Consider the following 19725-nt stretch of genomic DNA (forward strand, 5'->3'; position numbering starts at 1 on the left):
TTATTTCTTTACGTTTTTTCCACTCGTACATATTTATTTATCATGGGCTATTCAACATTCGCCCAGTTCTTGCATACATATGTAATGAATGATGTATGGAGGAGGTTTAAATCATGTCATCGAAATATCAAAGTAGAGAGATCATCACGAAAGCGATCTGCGGAAAAGGTCGTAAGTTCTCTACCGTAACACATACCGTGACTCCGCCACACAGACCGTCGAGCATACTGGGAGCGTGGATTATCAACCACCAGTACGAAGCGGTTGCAGCCGGAGACGGAATTGAAGTTATTGGTACTTACGATATCAACATCTGGTATTCCTACGACAAAAACTCGCAGACAGAAGTAGCCAAAGAGACGGTATCCTATGTTGAGAATGTGCCGCTGAGTTATCTGGATTCCAGACATCGTGCCTCAACGGTCGAGGTTACTGCGGATGCAACGCAGGAACCAAGTACCGTTGAAGCGAGCGTATCAGGAGACGGCCGTGTGGCGATTCGCGTGGAGCGGGAATTCGCTGTTGAACTGGTGGCCGAAACCAAGTTGAATGTTCTTGTCGTACCTGGCGGCGAGGACGGGGATAAAGATTTTGATTTTGGATCCGAGCTCGGCGATTACGAAGATCTGGATCCGGACCTCCTCGACGACGAACTCTAAGGGACTGTGGCTGTTTTTACCTTCCCGGCAATATTGAATACGTAGTTATGGTCTACTATATGCGGCAGGGGCGTCGTCGTCGAGGGCGGCTGCCCTCTTTTTGTTTATTTTTCGTTATACAAAATTGTTGGAGCGGCAATGGGTCAGATCGGCCAACCGGGGGAGGCTTATTGTTCATGACAGTGAATCATGTGTTGAAGGTCTATCTGGAGCGAGGCGTATTCCGGAACAGGCTGCTTCGGGCGATCGAGGGCCAGGGCGGACCTTATGGAATACTTCGTGATCCTGTTTCTTCAAACGGCGTTAAATCCGGCTCCCGAGGAGATGAAATTTGCTTTGGGACACCGGAAGCCTACTTTGGGCAAGGAGTAAGAGAATGGATCATCAACGGCAATTTGGCGGATTTTCTGGCTTTACAAGTTCCGAAAAGGCAAAAACGACTTGGTGCGGCAGGAATCCCCGCCTCATTGTCCGGCCGTAAAGAGACTGTCGGGGGAGGATTTCAAAGACGGTTTGCCGTCAGTGTCTTCCATTTGCAAGCCTTAAACGCGACGCCTATTCAGCCCGGAGGAACCGTAATGCCGCTCCACGGAAACGGGGCGGGGTCTGACCTGGACCGGGAATCCACGCTATGGAAAAGATTGGCGAGAACGGCCGTTAGAGCGTTATACGCGTTCGGCCTTGACCTGGGTGAAGTCGTCATCCATGCGGGAGAAGAGGGAAGGTTTACGGTGGAAGAAATTCATCCTTCCGTGATTTATGGAGGGAACCGCACAGCCTTGCTGGTAGCGGAGGCTATGACACGGATGCTCGGGGAGTTTGAAAAGTCCTCGCTCCAAGGACAAGGGATTGAGCAAGGTAAAGGGCGAGGAGGGGGGCAACGACCGGGGCCACAGGTTCAACGACTGGGGCCGCAACGACATGAACAAGGACTAGGAAATGGGCAAGACGCCGGCTACGGCCGGGAGCGGTTGATCGGCATGGACCCTGAATTCCTGCTCTTTGACAGCAGAACCCGGAAGGTCATCCCGGCTTCGCGGTATTTGGGCCGTCAGGGGATTGCCGGCTGCGATGTGCTGCGTTACCGGGGCCGCCGCTTGTTTCCGTTGGCCGAGCTGCGCCCCGAGCCGGGAAGCGAGCCGCGGGAATGCCTGAGCCATTTGATGCGGGCGTTTCGCTCTGCACAGGCGGCGATTCCCGACAGCGAGCTGCTTTGGCAAGCCGGGAGCATGCCGCAGCGAGGTTTTCCGCTCGGCGGGCATCTTCATTTCAGCGGCGTACCGCTCACCGCTGAGTTGCTGCGTACGCTAGATAACTATCTCGCGCTGCCGGTAGCCCTGATGGAGGATAGCGGAAGCACCCGGCGTCGTCCGTTGTATGGCTTCCTGGGTGACTTTCGGCTCCAGAGCTACGACGAGAACCTGAGCGGGTTCGAATACCGAACCCTTCCCAGTTTTCTGGTTTCCCCGATGGTGACCAAGGGAGTCGTTGCTTTGGCCCGGTTAATAACCGAGGACATGGCGGCCTTCAAGGCGCGGCCGCTGCAGGAAAATCGGGTGTTCCACGCCTTTTACGCCGGTAACAAAGAGATATTGAAACAGAAATGGGGGCGGCTGGCCGCGGATATTACCGGGGCGCCATCCTTTTCCAGATACGAAGAATATATCGCTCCATTCCTGGCGGCCGTGCGGTCCGGCCGAAGTTGGGACGAATCCGCCGACATCCGGCGGTCGTGGAAGTTGCATTCCGATTCCATATCGACGTTGTCATAAGGGATATTTACTCGTAAGCCTCCTTGCCTTTCTGTTATAATAGAGATCTATGAATGGTTATTTGGAGGTTGCACATGGCTACTTATACGCCGATGATCCAGCAATATTTGAGTGTAAAGGCCCAGGCTCAGGATGCGTTTCTCTTTTTCCGGCTGGGCGACTTTTATGAGATGTTTTTTGATGACGCCTTGTTGGCGTCAAAAGAATTGGAAATCACGCTGACCGGCCGGGAAGGCGGCGCTGCGGATAAAATTCCGATGTGCGGCGTGCCCTATCATTCGGCGGACAACTATATTCACCGGTTGATCGAGAAAGGCTACAAAGTCGCCATTTGCGAGCAGGTAGAAGACCCGGCCTCGGCCAAAGGCGTCGTCCGTCGCGAAATCGTGCGCGTGGTAACGCCCGGTACGGTGATGGAAGGCAAAACCCTTGGTGAGCGTGCGAATAATTACATATTGTGCGTGACGGAGCGGAACGGCTTGATGGCGCTGGCGACCTGCGATTTGTCGACCGGTGAACTGTACGTCACTTCGGCTCCGGCCAGTAAAGAATGGCTGCGCGACGAAGTCGGTTTGTACGATCCATCGGAAGTGATCGGGGATGAGGCTCTGCTGGATTGGATCGCGGAACAAGCCGCCCCGCTCGGCAAGACGGTCGTATATACCCCTTGGGTCAAGACGAGGGAAGAAGACAGCCGGGCGCAATTTGGAGAGGCGCAGTGGATCAGGCTGGAGAGTGAACGCAGGGACTGCATCGCTCTACTCGTCGGATACCTCGGAGAAACTCAAAAACGTTCGCTTGGACAGCTCACTAAAATTTCGTCCTACGAGCCCGAGCAGTACATGATTCTCGATCCGTTTACCCGGCGGAATCTGGAGCTAGTTGAGACCGTTAGGGAACGGTCCAAGAAGGGCACGTTATTGTGGCTCCTGGATCGCACCGAAACGTCGATGGGCGCGCGCTTGCTGCGGCGCTGGATCGATAAGCCTCTCCTGCAGCGAAGCCGGATCGAGGAGCGGTTGGAAGCGGTGGAGGCCCTGCATGGCGGGTTTATTTTACGGGAGGACCTCCGTCAGGCGCTGCTCGAAATTTATGACTTGGAGCGGCTTACGGGAAGAATTGCCTACGGCAGCGCGAACGGCCGGGATTTGATCGCCTTGAAGTCATCATTACGCCAGGTGCCTGCGATTAAGGAGCTGTGCGCCGCTTCCTCATCGAGTACGTTACGGGGAATTGCGGAAGGCATGGATGCTTGTACCGATATAGCCGATATGATCGAATCGGCGATTGCGGACGAGCCTCCGGTCTCGGTCCGGGATGGCAATGTGATCAAGTCCGGGTTCCATTCCCGGCTCGATGAGCTGCGTGAAGCCGGAAGCAACGGCAAACGCTGGATCGCGGAGCTGGAGGCTTCGGAGCGCCAGGCGACAGGCATTAAGTCACTGAAGATCGGTTACAACAAAGTGTTCGGCTATTACATCGAAGTTACGAAATCCAATTTATCCGCACTGCCGGAAGGCCGTTACGAGCGGAAGCAGACATTGGCGAATGCCGAGCGTTTCGTGACTCCTGAGCTAAAAGAGAAGGAGACGCTCATCCTGGAAGCGGAGGAGCAAATGGCCGATCTCGAATACAGGCTGTTTAACGAGCTCCGTGAACGTATTGCAAGTGATATTGAGCGGTTGCAGCGCCTTGCCGAGCGGATCGCGGAAATCGACGTGCTCCGGTCTTTGGCGGCCGTTGCTTCCGAGGGCGGGTTTGTGAAGCCGGTCCTGACGGACGGATATGATCTGGTCGTCGAACAGGGCCGCCATCCGGTGGTTGAATCCGTGATGAAGGATACCGCCTTTATTTCCAACGGCACCAAGTTGCAAAAGAATGAGGCGGGTATCCTGCTCATCACCGGTCCCAATATGGCGGGAAAAAGCACTTATATGCGGCAGGTGGCTCTGATCTCCATTCTGGCGCAGATCGGCAGCTTCGTTCCGGCCGCCAAGGCGGAGATCCCGCTGGTTGACCGCATCTTTACCCGGATTGGGGCAGCGGATGACCTGATCGGAGGCCAGAGCACCTTTATGGTGGAGATGGCCGATATTCAGGTCATGACGGAAAAGGCAACCGCCCGGAGCCTGATCATCATCGACGAGCTGGGCCGGGGCACATCGACCAGCGAAGGCATGGCGATCGCTCAGGCGGTGATTGAATATGTGCATGATCATATCGGCTGCAAGGCGCTCGTTTCGACGCATTTTCATGAACTGGCCCATTTGGAGAGCAGTTTGTCCGGGTTGAGAAACTACCGGATGGCTGTCCAGGAAAGCGGGGATAAGGTACATTTTCTCCGTAAGCTGGTCCCTGGCGCAGCCGATACGAGTTATGGCATTTATTGCGCGCGGCTTGCCGGACTTCCCGGAGGAATTATCGAACGAGCCTACGGATTGCTGCAAGGTTTTGAGCAGGCGGCTGCCGCGGTAACCGCCGGGGTTCATGGAGAAGCGGAAGCAGCACCGACCGCAAGTGCCAATGACCTCGAACTGTCGGACAAGCAGGTTGCCGGTAAGTTTGGAGCAAAAGCAGGCGAAATGAATAAAGCAACAGCCGGAGGAGATACCTCGGGCTTTACAGTTAAAGAGAATGAATCGGAGTCGTTGTTTGAGCAAGACCAGAAATTGGCTGAAGGGGAGAAACAGGAAGTAGTTCAACTTTCGATCTTTGCGGACGAGACTCCGGTTAAGAAGGCGAAATCTTCTCAGGAAGATCCGGGACTCCGGCTAATCGTCAATATGGTGAAAGAAGCGGACTTGATGAATATGACGCCGCTGGAGGCTATGCAGCTAATTAATGACCTGAAGCAAAAGGCAAAGAGCTTATAATTCGTATGGTGTTGTTGCCGATTCGCTGAACGAGATATAAGGGAGTTTATGGGCGCTATTTGCGTGATTTTCAACGAAATAGTAAAAATAAAGGATTTTAAGGGGCTTATTTTTCTGATCGGGCGCTCAATAGTCGATTTTAAAGCGTTATGAAGACAAATAAGGCCCCAAAAGGATCTTAATTTTGAACTCGGATCTGAATTTGGAGAAATAAGGCCCAAATAGTCCATTATTATACCGGGTTAGTAACTCAACTAATTGATTTCGGTACGAGTCGTTAATCATCTCGGATTATCGTTTGCAATTTATGACAATTGCTTTCAAATCACCGAGCAGGTGAGCAGGGAGGGAATCATCGTGGCAAAAATAACAGTACTGGACGAGCATATTGCCAACCAGATTGCGGCGGGTGAAGTGGTGGAGCGGCCCGCTTCCGTGGTTAAGGAGCTTGTGGAAAACGCGGTTGATGCCGGGGCGACGAAAATCGAGGTGCTGGTGGAGGAAGGCGGACTGGAATTGATCCGGGTAACCGACAACGGTTCGGGGATCGAGCCCGAAGACTGCGAAACTGCTTTTTACCGCCATGCTACGAGTAAAATCGTATCCGGACGCGATCTGTTTCAGATCCGCAGCCTCGGATTCCGCGGCGAGGCCTTGCCGAGTATTTCGGCCGTCGCCAAGGTCCGGCTGGTGTCGTCCAGCGATGATACCGGACTTGGCCGGGTAGTTGCGATTGAAGGCGGCACTCTGAAAGAGAATGAGGAAACAGCCGCACCTCAGGGGACGGACATTACGGTAAAAGAATTATTTTACAATACGCCGGCAAGGCTGAAGTATATGAAAACGATCCAGACCGAGCTCGGACATATTTCCGATGTGATGTATCGCCAGGCGCTGGCGCATCCGGAGATCGCCTTCAGCCTTAAGCATAATGGCAATTCGCTGCTGCAAAGCCAGGGGGGCGGCAATCTGCTGCAGGTTATCGCTTCGATCTACGGGATCAATACCTCCAAAGGGATGATTCCAATCTCGGCCGAAAACCTGGACTACAAAATTTCCGGTTACATCGGGCTGCCTGAGATGACGCGTTCCAATCGCGGAGGTATGTCCACGATGGTAAACGGCAGATTTATCCGCAACCAGGGGCTGCAGCAGGCGATTCTTCGGGCCTATCATACGCTTTTGCCGATCAATCGATATCCTTTGGTCGTGTTGTCGCTGGACATGCATCCTTCTTTGGTCGACGTCAATGTGCATCCGGCGAAGCTGGAGGTGCGGTTCAGCAAGGAAACCGAGTTGAACGCCTTCGTTGAGACTAGTTTAAGGTCGGTACTGTCCGAGCAGGTGCTCATTCCGCAGGTCGTCAAGCAGCAGCTCGGGAAGTCGGGTTCCGGATCCTTGATCCAGGAACAGTTTCACTTCCCGGCTGCCCGGCTTGAGGCTGCGCCTACGAGCGCGGCGCCTAGCATGAGCGCGTCCGGCCCGGCTGCGCCGGCCAGCGGAAGCGGCGGGCGCCCGGGAGCCGCTTCGGCGGCTGCCCCAGGCAGCGCTGCTAGCGCGCCCTCCGGCGCAGCCCACGGCAGCGCCAGCGCCTACGGCGGCGCACCGGCGGCGCGCACCGACGGCAGCGGCTTCGCGCTGCGCGAGCAGGCCGCGCCAGGCGCAGCCTACGGCGCCGGCCCGGCCGCGGGCGCCTATGCGCCTTCGGCTCAGCCGCCGCGCCAATCGCAGGCGCCGGGCCAGCCCGGCCGTGCGCAGCAAGGCGGCTACGCCGCTGCGCCGCAGCCCGTGCCTCCGGCTGCGCAGGAGGCGCTCTATGGCGCGCCCGGCAAGGCGCCGGAGCTGCCGGCCTTTCCTGAGCTGTCCCTGATCGGACAGCATCACGGCACTTACCTGATCGCCCAAAATGAGAACGGGTTGTATCTGATCGATCAACACGCCGCTCATGAGCGGGTGAATTATGAATATTATTACGAGAAATTCGGCAATCCGGCGGATGCTTCCCAGGAACTGCTGCTGCCGATCACTCTGGAATTTACGCCGGGCGAGAGCGAGAAGCTCAAAGAGCGGTTGTCCTGGTTTGAACGGGCGGGGGTCATTCTGGAGCATTTCGGAGGCGGAACCTTCCGAGTCGTGTCCTGCCCTTATTGGTTTCCGCAAGGAGACGAAGCGGCCGTGATCCAGGAGATGGCCGAATGGGTGCTTAGCGAGCGGGCGATCGATTTGGCCAAGCTGCGCGAGAAATCGTCGATCCTCGTCTCCTGTAAAGCTTCGATTAAGGCAAACCAGAAGCTGACCAAGGAAGAAGCAGACACCCTGCTTCAGCGACTAGGCGCATGCAAGCAGCCATATACCTGTCCGCACGGCCGGCCGATCGTCATTTCTTTTTCCAATTACGATTTGGAGAAACTGTTTAAACGGGTTATGTGAACGGAGGAAATTGCTAAGTGATTATTACAACGGGGGACCACGCCGTTCAGGAAGCCGTACGTAGAGCGTCGGCCCTCTCCAAAGAGGCGGGGGTAAAATACGTCCCAAGAAACCGCACATCGCTTCCCAAGCTGTCGGCGCAACATGGAGGTACGGACATTCTGGTCATTCTGGAAGGCGGAGCAAGGCTCTACCGACCGGATGGAGAAGCGATGCTGTTTCATCCCAGCATGGCGTTTGTCCGGGCCAAGCGGCTGATTAAAAAAGGTGAGAGCGATCCGATGCTTGAAGCCGCCCGGGTTCAGCCGGGCGATTCCATCATCGACTGCACGGCGGGTCTCGGCTCGGATGCGGCGGTCTTCGCCTTGGGCGCAGGCCCGGAAGGCCGCGTTCTGGCCCTGGAAGATTCGCTTTCACTATGGAGTTTGATGCGGGAAGGTTTTGCTTACTATGTATCTGGGGTAAAAGAGTTTGACGAGGCTTTGCGCCGGATCACCGTGAAGCGTGCGGAGCATCTGGAGTTGCTGCGCGGACTGCCCGACAAGAGCGCGGATGTCGTATACTTCGACCCGATGTTCCGCGATCCGATTCAGGAGTCGTCCGCCATCTCTCCGCTTCGTTCTTATGCGAACAACAATCAGCTTGACCCCGAAGCGATTGCGGAAGCTTGCCGGGTAGCGCGAAAGACGGTGGTGCTGAAAGAAAAAAAAGGGAGCGGAGAATTCGAACGGCTCGGATTTACGACGCAGTCCCGTTCCCATACCAAAATAGTGTACGGAGTGATTTCGCTTGACCAATAATGCAAAACCGAAACTGCTGGTGCTCCTCGGCCCAACCGCCGTCGGCAAAACCAGTCTGAGCATCGAGATCGCCAAGAAGTTTTCCTGCGAAATCATTTCCGGAGATTCCATGCAGGTATACCGGGGGATGGATATCGGAACCGCCAAAATCACGCCGGAGGAGATGGACGGGGTTCCGCATCATTTGATAGATGTTTTGGAGCCGGATGAGCCGTTTTCTGTGGCCCGTTTTCAGGAATGGTGCCGTGAGCTTATCCCCGAAATTCACGGGAAAGGCAAACTGCCTTTTATTGTGGGCGGAACGGGGCTTTATATTGAATCCGTGTGTTATGAATTCCAATTTACCGAAGCGGGCGCGGATGAAGAATTTCGGGCCGAGCAGCAGCGGATTGCCGATCAAGAGGGAGCGGAGGTGCTGCATGCCAAACTGGCCGAAATTGATCCTAAGTCAGCGAATCGGCTGCATCCCAACGATGTCCGCAGAGTGATCCGGGCGTTGGAGGTATTTCACTTGACCGGAGAAACATTATCTTCCAGTCTGGAGCGGCAAAACAAGCAGTCGCCGTACGATCTTTGCTTCATCGGTTTGACAATGGACCGTCAAATGCTTTATAACCGTATTGAACAGCGTATCGACGGGATGATTGCCGCCGGTCTGATCGGCGAGGTTCAGCGACTGCTGGACCGCGGCTTCTCCAGGGATCTCGTGTCCATGCAGGGACTCGGGTACAAAGAGATCGCGGAGCATCTGGTAGATGGCTTACCGCTGGAGCTCGCGGTGGAGAAGCTGAAGCGAGATACCCGAAGATTCGCCAAGCGGCAGCTTTCCTGGTTCCGCCACATGAATGACATCTCCTGGGTCGATGTGGGCGACGGCAGAAATTTCTCCGCGAATTTCGAAGCCGTACGTGCTATAATAGCAGGAAAGTTTCCAACTGATCTTGAATATAATTCTAAACACTAATTGATTCCTATTGGGGGTACGGCAAATGAACAAGTCCATTAACATCCAAGATACATTCCTGAATCAAATGCGCAAAGAGAGCATCCCTGTCACCGTATTTTTGACGAACGGTTTTCAGATCAGAGGAACGATTAAGGCTTTTGACAACTACATTATCGTAATCGACAGCGACGGACGCCAGCAAATGGTGTACAAGCACGCCATCTCCACATTCCAGCCGCAGCGCAATGTTTCGCTGATGCAGGAGTCCCAGAACGAAGGTTAATCCGAATATTGAAACTTTTTTAAAATCAGTACGTTTAATGGTATAGGAAAAGGAGCGGAGCAACCTGATAAGAGGTTGTTCTTTTCTTTCCGGGCTAAATTGGGTATTGGACCAGTAGAATCCACACACAAACATGATGAAACTGGTATGAAGGGAGTCAGAAGAATCTATGCCTACCAAAAGACCATCCAGACTGGAAAGGAACAGTAAGCCGACTCGCAAACCGAATGCGCCGAAAGGACCTAAAAAGAAAAGGCTGACGGCAAAACGGGTGCTGTGGACTTCATTTTTCACAATTGCATTTGCTATATTTTGCGGGATTGCGGGATACATGTACATCACCGTAAGCGGCGAAAAAATATTGAACGAGAACAGGGACAAGCTGTTCATTTATGAAACGTCCAAGGTCTATGACCGGACCGGCAAGCTGATGGGCGAATTGTCCGTGGACCGGAGCGAACCGGTGGAAGAGGACCAGATTCCGAAACTGGTCAAGGAAGCTTTTATCGCAACCGAGGACCGGAGATTCAACGAGCATAACGGGGTCGATCTGTGGTCGATCGGCCGGGCGGCGGTGAAGGACATCATGGCGCGTTCCCTGGTGGAGGGCGGCAGTACGATCACCCAGCAGCTGGCCAAGAATATGTTCCTCGATTTTGACAAGACGTTCTTCCGTAAAGCGACCGAAATGTCGATCGCAATGGCGTTGGAGCGCCACAACACGAAGGATGAGATTATTACGCTATACCTGAACCGGATCTTCTTCGGTCAGAAGGCGTATGGCATTAAAGCGGCATCCCAGCGTTATTTTGGAAAAAGCGATCTGAACGAGTTGGATCTGTGGGAAGTCGCAACCTTGGCGGCAATTCCGAAAGGACCGTCCAAGTACAATCCGGTTGCGAATCCGGATCTGTCGAAGCAGCGGCGTTCCGTCGTGTTAGATCTGATGTTCCAAGAGGGGTACATTACCGCTGAGGAACGGGATGAAGCGAAGGCGGTGGATTACGATTATGTGCCACCGACCAAGAATGACAGCTATCAGGCGTTTAAGGATTATGTAATCAAAGAAGCCGAGGAAAAGTTCGGGCTTTCGGAAGACCAACTGAACCGTGGCGGCTACAAAATTTATACGACGATGGATGCTCAGGCACAAAAAGCTGTAGAAAAGGCGTTCGCCAACGACGACTTTTTCGAGAAGAGCAAGGATGACCAGCAGGTTCAGGCTTCGATCGTCATCCAGAACCATGAAAATGGCAGTCTGGTAGCTTTGCTTGGCGGGCGTGATTACGAACGCAAAGGCTTCAGCCGACTGAACAGCCGCCGGCAGCCGGGTTCGGCTTTCAAGCCGATCGTATCCTATGCACCGGCACTAGATACCGACAAGTTTGATATTAATTCACCGTTAAGCAATGAGAAGCAGTGCTTCGGGGATTACTGTCCGCGTAACTTGCACGGCTACTCTAAAACCATTGACATGACCACGGCGCTAACAAAATCGGAGAATATTCCTGCCGTTTGGTTGCTAAATGAGGTTGGCGTTGGAACCGGTGTGAAATATGCGCAGAACATGGGCATTAAGATGGACAAAGACGACCGGAACCTGGCCATCGCGCTGGGGGGCTTGACCCACGGCACGAATACTTTGGAAATGGCTGGCGCGTTTAGCGTCTTCGCCAATGGCGGTGAATACAACCAGCCATACACTATTAAAATGATTAAGGATCATGACGGCGTAGAGAAATACAAGTACAATGCGCCGAAGCCAAAACGGGTGCTCAGCGAGCAAACCGCGTACTACATGACCCAAATGATGCAAAATGTCGTCAATGACGGGACGGGGAAACGCGCGAAGCTGAATCGTCCGGTTGCGGGCAAGACAGGAACTACGCAGCATGGTATTAAAGGGTTGAACAGCAGCAAGAACCGGGATGTTTGGTTCGTAGGTTACACCCCGGAATGGACCGCATCCATCTGGATGGGCTACGATAAACCGGATAAGAACCATCTGCTGAACGGCAGCAGCGGTCAGGCCGCGGCCTTGTTCTCAGCCGTCATGACCGAAGCGCTTCAAGGCGTACCGGTGAAGGACTTCCCGGTTCCGGGTAATTTACAGGCTCCGGAACCTCCGGAACAAGAAGTGGCGGAAACTCCAACCGGGCTCTCTGCTTCTTATAATCAGGACTCGGGAGTCGTTACTCTGAACTGGACGGGTGTAACTACAGAAGGGGCAATTTACAAGGTTTACCGGAAGGAAGCCTCTGAAGCGGACTTCTCCCACTATATGGATTCGCCTGCAACAACGGCTGAGGATATCAGCGTTGCAGTCGGAACTGGTTATGAGTACTATGTTACGGCATACGATGCGGTGAATGATGTTGAGAGCGAACCTTCGAACGTTGCTCAGGTGATGCTTGTGGCGGATGATCCTCCGATGGATGAGGTTGATCCGGATGAGAACGGCAATGGCGACTGGATCGGCGATCCTGGTAACGGCAGCGGTAATTCCGGTCAGGAAGGCGGCCAGGGCACAAATCCGCCGGGCAATAACGGAAACGGGCAAGGGAATGGCAACGGCCAAGGAAACGGCCACGGTCAAGGCAACGGTAATGGCCAAGGCAATGGCAATGGAGCTGGTAATGGCTCCGGTAACAGCGGAGGCACCGGAACCGATCCGGGCACCGGAGGAGATACGGGGGGAACCCCGCCTTCCGGAGGCGAATCCGGAGGCGATTCAGAGACCGGGTTACCGGTGGATGACGGAAGCGGAACACCGACCGACGGCACGATTGCCGACCCGACGGGAACCGGCGGCTTGAATTCCGGAGGCTAAACAATTTCGGTTATACAAGGGGTGCCCTCAAGCAATTGATTGCTTGGGGGCACTTTTTTTATTTTTTTGACGGATCCGGCTTGGAGAATCAACGTTCCATTTCGATGACATTTGATGACAAGTTTATATAATATTAAAATTTCGTTTTTGAGACTGACTTTTAAATGTGATAAGCTGAAAGTACATTGTGTTGAAAGGGATCAGTCTTATGAAACGAAAATTCGGAGACCGTGCGAATTGGCGCCGCGTGACGCAGCGTCAGTTCAAATCCAAGTACGTGGATAGCGACATATTCAGAGGTTATGTGACATCGTATAGTATTCAAGCTTTACGAGATCCGCTCTGGAAAACTTATGGAGGGAATACATTCCGTATTGCCGACAAAGGATTTACCTGGTTGCAGTACTATCCAAAAGGAGAGCACTATGTGGTAACCGCCATGTTTGACGACAAGGGAGACATTGTCGAGTGGTATATCGATGTGTGCAAAACCCAGGGAGTGACGGACCAAGGTGTCCCTTGGTTTGATGATTTGTACCTGGACATTGTCGTGCTGAAGAACGGCGAAGTATTCCTGTTGGACGAGGACGAGTTGGATGACGCGCTCTCACGCGGTCATATCACCGTCCGGGATTATGACATGGCCACGGAAACGGCGAGGGAAGTTATGCGAAGTATCCGTGAGCAGCATTTTCCTTATTTTACGATGTCTCTAGACCATTACCGTAACGGGTTTGTGCTTAAGGATGCTCAGCGTCAGGGAGGGGAGCATGGTACGGAGTAGAAGAAACGGATCATATGCGGTTGGAACACGGCAGCGAAAGCCCCGTCGCCTGTGGATTTGGATATTGGCCTGTATTCTGGCTGCGGGGATCAGTTGGTTGCTTTATGTGCTGGCCCAAATTGGCAGCATCGATAGCAATCCGGCTGCGTCTAGGGAATATGCACAGCCGGCAGATGTCGGGATCGTACTTGGCGCTTCAATGTGGGGAGACCAGCCCAGCCCCGGGCTCCAGGAAAGACTGGAGCTTGCTCTACAGGATTATAAGGAGGGGAAGTTCCGCCTCTTTATTTTGTCAGGTGGATTGGACCGGGCCGATTACCGGTTTACCGAAGCAGAGGGCATGGCCAATTATCTGGAATCCAAGGGTGTGCCGCGTTCGGCCATGCTGCTGGAGAACAACGCTACAAGTACCTATGAGAATTTAAAATTCAGTCAGGAGATCATGAAAGAAAAGGGACTGAAATCGGTCATTATCATTACCCATACTTATCATGGCAATCGGGCATATGAAATCGCCAAAGCTTTAGGCTACGACAACCCGGGACTGTCAGTGACGAAGACCCGGGTCATAAAGCCGATGCAGGCCACGGTTCGCGAAGTTCTGGCCTATACCAAGTGGAAACTCGACCATATCGCCATCGCTTTTGGCTGGAAATGAGAAAACTTCTAATAACGGAGCGGGAGAGAGAATACATTTTAAAAGAAGTTTAAGCCCTCCCGGCAACATACAGGTTCAAAAGTCGTTTCTTTGAAACTTCACAGCACTTTTGAACAACTCCATAAAGAGGTGATTCATAGATGTCAGGGCCTGTCATGGCTAGAAGCGGATCTTCCGAGGAGAGACCTTCCAGACAGATCAATGTCATTCTCCGCAACACCGAGCCCCCGGTCGTTTCGCAAAGCGTTCCGGATGTCGAATCTACGGCAGGAGCCAAGAGCATCCCTCAGCAAGGCTTGTTCGCGGATTTGCAAAAGGAAATGGACGGTCTGGTCGGACTCGATCATATCAAAGAGCTGATGTTTGAGATTTTTGCTCTGCTGCAAATAGCGGCGATGCGTTCCGAGGCTGGACTGTTGTCCGGAACCCAAGTCTATCATATGGTGTTCAAAGGAAATCCGGGAACCGGCAAGACGACCGTTGCCCGAATTGTCGCCAAGATGTTTCAGAGAATGGGCGTATTAAGCAAAGGACATTTGATTGAAGTGGAACGGGCCGACTTGGTCGGAGAGTACATCGGTCATACCGCGCAGAAGACACGTGACCTGGTTAAGAAGGCGCTCGGCGGCATTCTTTTCATAGATGAGGCATACAGTCTGGCGCGGGGCGGAGAAAAGGACTTCGGCAAGGAAGCGATCGATACGCTGGTAAAGGCGATGGAAGATCAGAAGAATCAGTTCATTCTAATTTTAGCGGGCTATTCCGATGAGATGGAATATTTTCTTGCTACCAATCCGGGATTGCCTTCACGGTTTCCGATTCAGATGGATTTTCCGGACTATAGCATCGACCAGCTCATTCAGATTGCTGAAGGAATGGTGAAGGAACGCGATTATATTCTGATGCCACAGGCGATACTCAAATTAAAGCAGCATTTGCTGCGGGAAAAATGCGAAAGCGAGCATCTGTTCAGCAACGCGAGGCATGTACGCAATATTATTGAGCGTTCCGTCCGCCAGCAGGCGGTCCGTCTGTTGAATCAATATAGCGGGGGATCGCCGGGAAAGCTGGAACTGATGACCATCCGAACCGAGGATTTGAAGCTGGATAAGAAATAAGGAGTCGTGAACCATTGTCAAAATCGCCGTACGAAACCAAGACGATATTACCCGACAAGGCAGTGCTGGTTAGTCTGATTACTACGGAAGCCAAGCAAAGCGGGCTTCATCCTGAATACTCGCTGGACGAATTGGTGCAGCTTGCGGAAACCGCTGGCGTGGAGGTAGCGGACCGGATGACGCAGAATCGGGAAAACCGGGATCCGCGTTATTTGATCGGTAAAGGAAAAGTGTTTGAGCTAAAGGAACTCATGGAGCGGCATGGAGCCAATACGGCTATTTTTGATCAGGAATTGTCAGGGGCGCAGGTTCGAAATCTCGAAGAGATGCTGGATGCGAAAATCATTGACCGCACCCAGCTCATCCTCGATATTTTTGCCCAGCGGGCCAAAACGCGGGAAGGGATTATTCAGGTGGAGCTGGCACAGCTCACCTACTTGCTGCCGCGCTTGGCCGGGCATGGCAAAAACCTGTCCCGGCTCGGAGGCGGTATCGGGACGCGGGGGCCGGGCGAGAGCAAGTTGGAAACCGACCGCCGCCATATCCGCCGGCGGATCGGCGAATTGAAGCGCCAGCTTGAAGAGGTAACCCGGCACCGCAAGCTGCACCGCTCGCGCCGCCAGGAAACCGGCGTGGTTCAGCTCGCGCTCGTGGGCTATACGAACGCCGGGAAATCCACGCTGCTGAAGGCGCTCACCGAGGCCGACGTGCTGGTGGAGAACCGGCTGTTTGCCACGCTGGACCCGACTACCCGAATCATGGAGCTCCCTGGCGGCAAAGAGGTTGTATTGACCGATACGGTCGGTTTTATCCAAAACCTGCCCCATGATCTGGTCGCCTCCTTCCGTGCAACGCTTGAAGAGGCGAATGAAGCTGACCTGATTCTTCATGTGGTGGATGCTTCTTCACCCATGCGCAAGGAGCAGATGGAGGTTGTGGAACGGATCCTGGATGACCTGGGAGCCGGAGGGAAGCCACAGCTCGTGTTGTACAACAAAATCGACTTATGTGATCCCGAACAGCTCGAGATGCTGCCTTCCGTAAAAGGCTCGATGAAGATCAGCGCGTTCGATGAAGACGATTTGGAGCGCATCCGGCAGGCGGTTCAACAGGAGTTGTCGGGCGGGATGCGAACGTTCCGGATTCCGGCCGATCGCGGCGATTTGACGCCTTTCCTATACCGGATCGGCGACGTTGTAGGGCAGCAGTACGATGAGGACAATATTATTTATTCGGTGGACGTGAATCAGGGGGATTTTGAGAAGTATGGATACATGCTGGCTCCTTTTTCGATTCCGGGTCACGAGAACCCGTTGAATCCATAAGGGACGAAGCGATTTATAAGCTGGATAGACACTCTAAAAGTTGAACTATAAGAGTCACTAGATAAACGCAGAATTGAGTTGCTGCAGGGGAGAGGTAAGGACAAAATGGCGGTTTTTTCAGAAGAAATTGTTGAGTGGATGGAGCAAGCGGAGCAGCAGGTTGGAGATCAGTTTCGTGCAATTGACCGGATTGTCGATCGTAACCAATGGAAAGTGATCGAAGCGTTTCAGAAGTATCAGGTAAGCGACTTTCATTTTGCGGGTTCTACGGGTTATGCATACAATGATCGCGGACGCGAAGTGCTCGACCTTGTGTACGCCGAAGTATTCGGCGCCGAGGCGGCGCTGGTGCGTCCGCATTTTGCGTCGGGTACGCATACGATTGCAACGGCGCTATTCGGAGTGCTGCGCCCGGGTGACGGATTGCTGTATATTACAGGACGGCCTTACGATACGTTACATAAAGTGATCGGCAAGCCGGGAGACGGTACCGGTTCACTGCAGGATTTCGGCATACACTATGACGAAGCGGCTTTGTTGGAAGGCGGCTCGGTAGATTGGGATACCGTAGCTTCCAAAATAACGGAAAAGACCAAGGTGATCGGAATCCAGCGTTCTCGCGGTTATGACTGGAGAGATTCCTTTACGGTAGAACAAATCGGTGACATGGTCGCCAGGGTGAAGGCGTTGAATCCGGATTGTATCGTGTTCGTCGACAACTGCTACGGAGAGTTCACCGAAGAACAAGAACCTACTCAAGTAGGAGTTGACCTCCTTGCAGGTTCACTTATCAAAAATCCCGGCGGCGGACTGGCCGAAACGGGAGGATATATTTGCGGCCGGGCGGAACTGGTCGAACTGGCGTCGTATCGTTTGACGGCTCCGGGAATCGGGGGAGAGGTCGGCGCGATGCTGGGTACGACACGCGGGATTTATCAAGGGCTGTTCCTGGCTCCAACGACGGTGGGACAAGCGGTCAAAGGAAGCGTCCTGGCGGCGGCTGTGTTTGAGCGCGCCGGGTTTGAGAGCCGCCCGCGCTGGGATGCCAAGCGGACGGATTTGATCCAAGCGATTGCGTTCAGCGGGCCTGAACAGCTCATCGCCTTCGTGCAAGGCATTCAGCGAGCGGCCGCCGTGGACGGCCATGTGGTGCCTGAAGCTTGGGACATGCCTGGGTACGAGCACCCCGTTATTATGGCAGCGGGCACTTTCATCCAAGGCGGAAGTCTGGAGCTGTCGGCGGATGCACCGGTCCGGGAGCCATTTATCGCTTACATGCAGGGCGGTTTAACCTACTCCCACGTTAAATTTGGCGTTCTGACAGCCTTGCAGACGATGAAAGATCGTAATCTTCTTTAATTTAACGGCTTTATCTTCTCTTCCTTGTAAGTTATCCTGACATTCTTGTTGACATGTCAGGTTAGTTGACATAGAATAGAAACATGATTATTTAACTGGAAGGTTGAGAGCGATGAGTGACGATATTCGCAGAAATATGGCCTTGTTTCCGATTGGTATCGTAATGAAGCTTACGGATTTAACGGCTAGGCAAATTCGTTATTATGAACAGCATCAACTGATCGTGCCGGCTCGCACTTCGGGCAACCAGCGGTTATTTTCCTTTAATGATGTCGAGCGCTTGCTTGAGATCAAGGGTTTGATCGACAAGGGCGTTAATATTGCCGGGATCAAGCAGGTCATGGACCCGATGGCAAAGGATTCGCAGGAAGCCACGGTCATGACGAAAGACACCGAAGAGAAACGCAAAGAAATGACGGATTCACAGCTTTACCGCATGCTTAAGCAGCAGCTGGTTACCGGGCAAAAGCCGGGTCATGTTTCTCTGATTCAGGGAGAATTGTCCCGCTTTTTCAAAATATAAACGTTGGGAGAGGTTATATTGAGTTATTCAAAAGAAGACATTTTACGCATTGCCAAAGAAGAAAATGTTCGCTTTATCCGATTGCAGTTTACAGACTTGCTCGGGACGATCAAGAACGTGGAAATTCCCGTCAGTCAATTGGAAAAAGCGCTTGATAACAAAATGATGTTCGACGGTTCCTCGATCGAAGGATACGTTCGTATCGAAGAATCCGACATGTATCTTTTCCCTGACCTGGATACCTGGGTAATCTTCCCTTGGGTTACGGAAGACCGCGTTGCCCGCTTGATTTGCGATATTTATATGCCTGACGGCACACCGTTCGAAGGCGATCCGCGTTATATTTTGAAGAGAGCTTTGAAAGAAGCGGAAGAGCTTGGATTCACATCCATGAATGTAGGTCCCGAACCGGAATTCTTCCTTTTCAAAACCGATGAAAAAGGCAATCCGACCATGGAGTTGAATGACCAGGGTGGTTATTTCGACCTTTCGCCTACGGATCTTGGAGAAAACTGCCGCCGCGAAATCGTTTTGACGCTGGAAGAGATGGGATTTTCCATTGAAGCCTCCCACCATGAAGTAGCGCCTGGTCAGCATGAAATTGATTTTAAGTATGCAAATGCAATCAAAGCAGCCGACCAAATTCAAACTTTTAAACTTGTCGTTAAAACGATTGCCCGTCAGCATGGTTTGCATGCGACATTCATGCCTAAACCGTTGTATGGTGTCAGCGGATCGGGAATGCACTGTAACCAATCCTTGTTCAGAGACAAGACTAACGCCTTCGTGGATGAGAGTGATCCGCTTGGTTTGAGCAAAGAAGCTCGCCATTACATGGCAGGGATTCTGAAGCACGCAAGAGCCTTTACTGCGGTAACAAACCCGACCGTAAATTCTTACAAACGTCTGGTTCCAGGTTACGAAGCTCCTTGTTACGTCGCTTGGTCTTCCAGTAACCGCAGTCCGATGATCCGTATTCCAGCTTCCCGCGGTCTTAGCACACGTATCGAAGCCCGGAATCCGGACCCTGCAGCCAATCCTTATCTTGCCTTGGCTGTTATGCTTAAAGCAGGCCTCGACGGCATTAAGAACGAATTGCCGCTCGCAAAACCGATTGACCGCAATATCTACGTGATGTCTGATGAGGAACGCGTGGAAGAAGGCATCCCAAGTTTGCCTGCCAACCTGAAGGAAGCCCTCGATGAGCTGATCCGCAATGAAGTCATTTGCGAAGCTCTAGGTGACCATGCTTTGACTCACTTCTTCGAATTGAAAGAAATCGAGTGGGACATGTTCCGCACGCAAGTTCACCAATGGGAACGCGACCAATATATGACGCTTTATTAATAGAGGAATCCCTTGCGC

Annotated in this window: 15 protein-coding genes; all 15 read left to right on the forward strand. The window is 53.0% G+C overall.

What is annotated here, in order from left to right:
- Positions 1-113 precede the first annotated feature (113 nt).
- The 15 genes from cotE to glnA all read left to right on the forward strand — a co-directional run bounded on the left by cotE (position 114) and on the right by glnA (position 19707).
- Positions 114-659, forward strand: a complete 546-nt coding sequence (cotE, locus tag KJS57_RS12885; protein ID WP_211020705.1) for an outer spore coat protein CotE — start codon at positions 114-116, stop codon at positions 657-659.
- A gap of 176 nt (positions 660-835) precedes the next feature.
- Positions 836-2431: a putative amidoligase domain-containing protein gene (locus KJS57_RS26460; protein WP_244861519.1), complete on the forward strand. Its 1596-nt coding sequence runs from the start codon at positions 836-838 to the stop codon at positions 2429-2431.
- 74 nt (positions 2432-2505) lie between these two features.
- Positions 2506-5304, forward strand: a complete 2799-nt coding sequence (mutS, locus tag KJS57_RS12895) for a DNA mismatch repair protein MutS (protein WP_213655099.1) — start codon at positions 2506-2508, stop codon at positions 5302-5304.
- Between the two features lie 357 nt (positions 5305-5661).
- On the forward strand, positions 5662-7734 hold the full coding sequence (gene mutL / locus KJS57_RS12900) for a DNA mismatch repair endonuclease MutL (RefSeq protein ID WP_213655100.1): 2073 nt from the start codon (positions 5662-5664) through the stop codon (positions 7732-7734).
- A gap of 17 nt (positions 7735-7751) precedes the next feature.
- The gene (locus KJS57_RS12905; RefSeq protein WP_213655101.1) at positions 7752-8534 is read left to right on the forward strand and encodes a class I SAM-dependent methyltransferase; all 783 of its coding nucleotides are present in this window, start codon (positions 7752-7754) and stop codon (positions 8532-8534) included.
- Positions 8524-9498, forward strand: coding sequence for a tRNA (adenosine(37)-N6)-dimethylallyltransferase MiaA (miaA, locus tag KJS57_RS12910; RefSeq protein WP_211020701.1), 975 nt, complete (start codon positions 8524-8526; stop codon positions 9496-9498). Before KJS57_RS12905 ends, miaA begins: the two co-directional genes overlap by 11 nt.
- Before the next feature lie 25 nt (positions 9499-9523).
- Positions 9524-9763 (forward strand): RNA chaperone Hfq, encoded by a 240-nt coding sequence (hfq, locus tag KJS57_RS12915; protein ID WP_211020700.1) that lies wholly within the window; start codon positions 9524-9526, stop codon positions 9761-9763.
- Positions 9764-9932: 169 nt separating this feature from the next.
- The gene (locus tag KJS57_RS12920) at positions 9933-12593 is read left to right on the forward strand and encodes a PBP1A family penicillin-binding protein (protein ID WP_213655102.1); all 2661 of its coding nucleotides are present in this window, start codon (positions 9933-9935) and stop codon (positions 12591-12593) included.
- Between the two features lie 208 nt (positions 12594-12801).
- Positions 12802-13377: a ribonuclease FAU-1 family protein gene (locus KJS57_RS12925; protein ID WP_213655103.1), complete on the forward strand. Its 576-nt coding sequence runs from the start codon at positions 12802-12804 to the stop codon at positions 13375-13377.
- Positions 13364-14035: a YdcF family protein gene (locus KJS57_RS12930; RefSeq protein WP_213655104.1), complete on the forward strand. Its 672-nt coding sequence runs from the start codon at positions 13364-13366 to the stop codon at positions 14033-14035. The genes KJS57_RS12925 and KJS57_RS12930 overlap by 14 nt, the downstream gene beginning before the upstream one ends.
- Before the next feature lie 140 nt (positions 14036-14175).
- Positions 14176-15153, forward strand: a complete 978-nt coding sequence (locus KJS57_RS12935; protein ID WP_211020696.1) for an AAA family ATPase — start codon at positions 14176-14178, stop codon at positions 15151-15153.
- A gap of 14 nt (positions 15154-15167) precedes the next feature.
- Entirely contained in the window at positions 15168-16478 is a 1311-nt protein-coding gene (gene hflX / locus KJS57_RS12940) for a GTPase HflX (RefSeq protein WP_213655105.1), read from the forward strand.
- Positions 16479-16583: 105 nt separating this feature from the next.
- The gene (locus KJS57_RS12945; RefSeq protein WP_213655106.1) at positions 16584-17837 is read left to right on the forward strand and encodes a methionine gamma-lyase family protein; all 1254 of its coding nucleotides are present in this window, start codon (positions 16584-16586) and stop codon (positions 17835-17837) included.
- 112 nt (positions 17838-17949) lie between these two features.
- On the forward strand, positions 17950-18360 hold the full coding sequence (locus KJS57_RS12950) for a MerR family transcriptional regulator (RefSeq protein WP_211020693.1): 411 nt from the start codon (positions 17950-17952) through the stop codon (positions 18358-18360).
- Positions 18361-18378: 18 nt separating this feature from the next.
- The gene (gene glnA, locus KJS57_RS12955; protein ID WP_213655107.1) at positions 18379-19707 is read left to right on the forward strand and encodes a type I glutamate--ammonia ligase; all 1329 of its coding nucleotides are present in this window, start codon (positions 18379-18381) and stop codon (positions 19705-19707) included.
- The last annotated feature ends 18 nt before the right edge of the window (positions 19708-19725 follow it).

Origin of the sequence: Paenibacillus vini (assembly GCF_018403325.1) — a bacterium.
Classification (GTDB): Bacteria; Bacillota; Bacilli; order Paenibacillales; family Paenibacillaceae; genus Fontibacillus; species Fontibacillus vini.

Excerpts from the sequence above, each read along its gene's own strand:
- cotE (WP_211020705.1), top strand. The coding sequence starts at position 114 with ATGTCATCGAAATATCAAAGTAGAGAGATCATCACGAAAGCGATCTGC.
- KJS57_RS26460 (WP_244861519.1), top strand. The coding sequence starts at position 836 with ATGACAGTGAATCATGTGTTGAAGGTCTATCTGGAGCGAGGCGTATTC.
- mutS (WP_213655099.1), top strand. The coding sequence starts at position 2,506 with ATGGCTACTTATACGCCGATGATCCAGCAATATTTGAGTGTAAAGGCC.
- hfq (WP_211020700.1), top strand. The coding sequence starts at position 9,524 with ATGAACAAGTCCATTAACATCCAAGATACATTCCTGAATCAAATGCGC.
- KJS57_RS12920 (WP_213655102.1), top strand. The coding sequence starts at position 9,933 with ATGCCTACCAAAAGACCATCCAGACTGGAAAGGAACAGTAAGCCGACT.
- KJS57_RS12925 (WP_213655103.1), top strand. The coding sequence starts at position 12,802 with ATGAAACGAAAATTCGGAGACCGTGCGAATTGGCGCCGCGTGACGCAG.
- KJS57_RS12930 (WP_213655104.1), top strand. The coding sequence starts at position 13,364 with ATGGTACGGAGTAGAAGAAACGGATCATATGCGGTTGGAACACGGCAG.
- KJS57_RS12935 (WP_211020696.1), top strand. The coding sequence starts at position 14,176 with ATGTCAGGGCCTGTCATGGCTAGAAGCGGATCTTCCGAGGAGAGACCT.
- KJS57_RS12945 (WP_213655106.1), top strand. The coding sequence starts at position 16,584 with ATGGCGGTTTTTTCAGAAGAAATTGTTGAGTGGATGGAGCAAGCGGAG.
- KJS57_RS12950 (WP_211020693.1), top strand. The coding sequence starts at position 17,950 with ATGAGTGACGATATTCGCAGAAATATGGCCTTGTTTCCGATTGGTATC.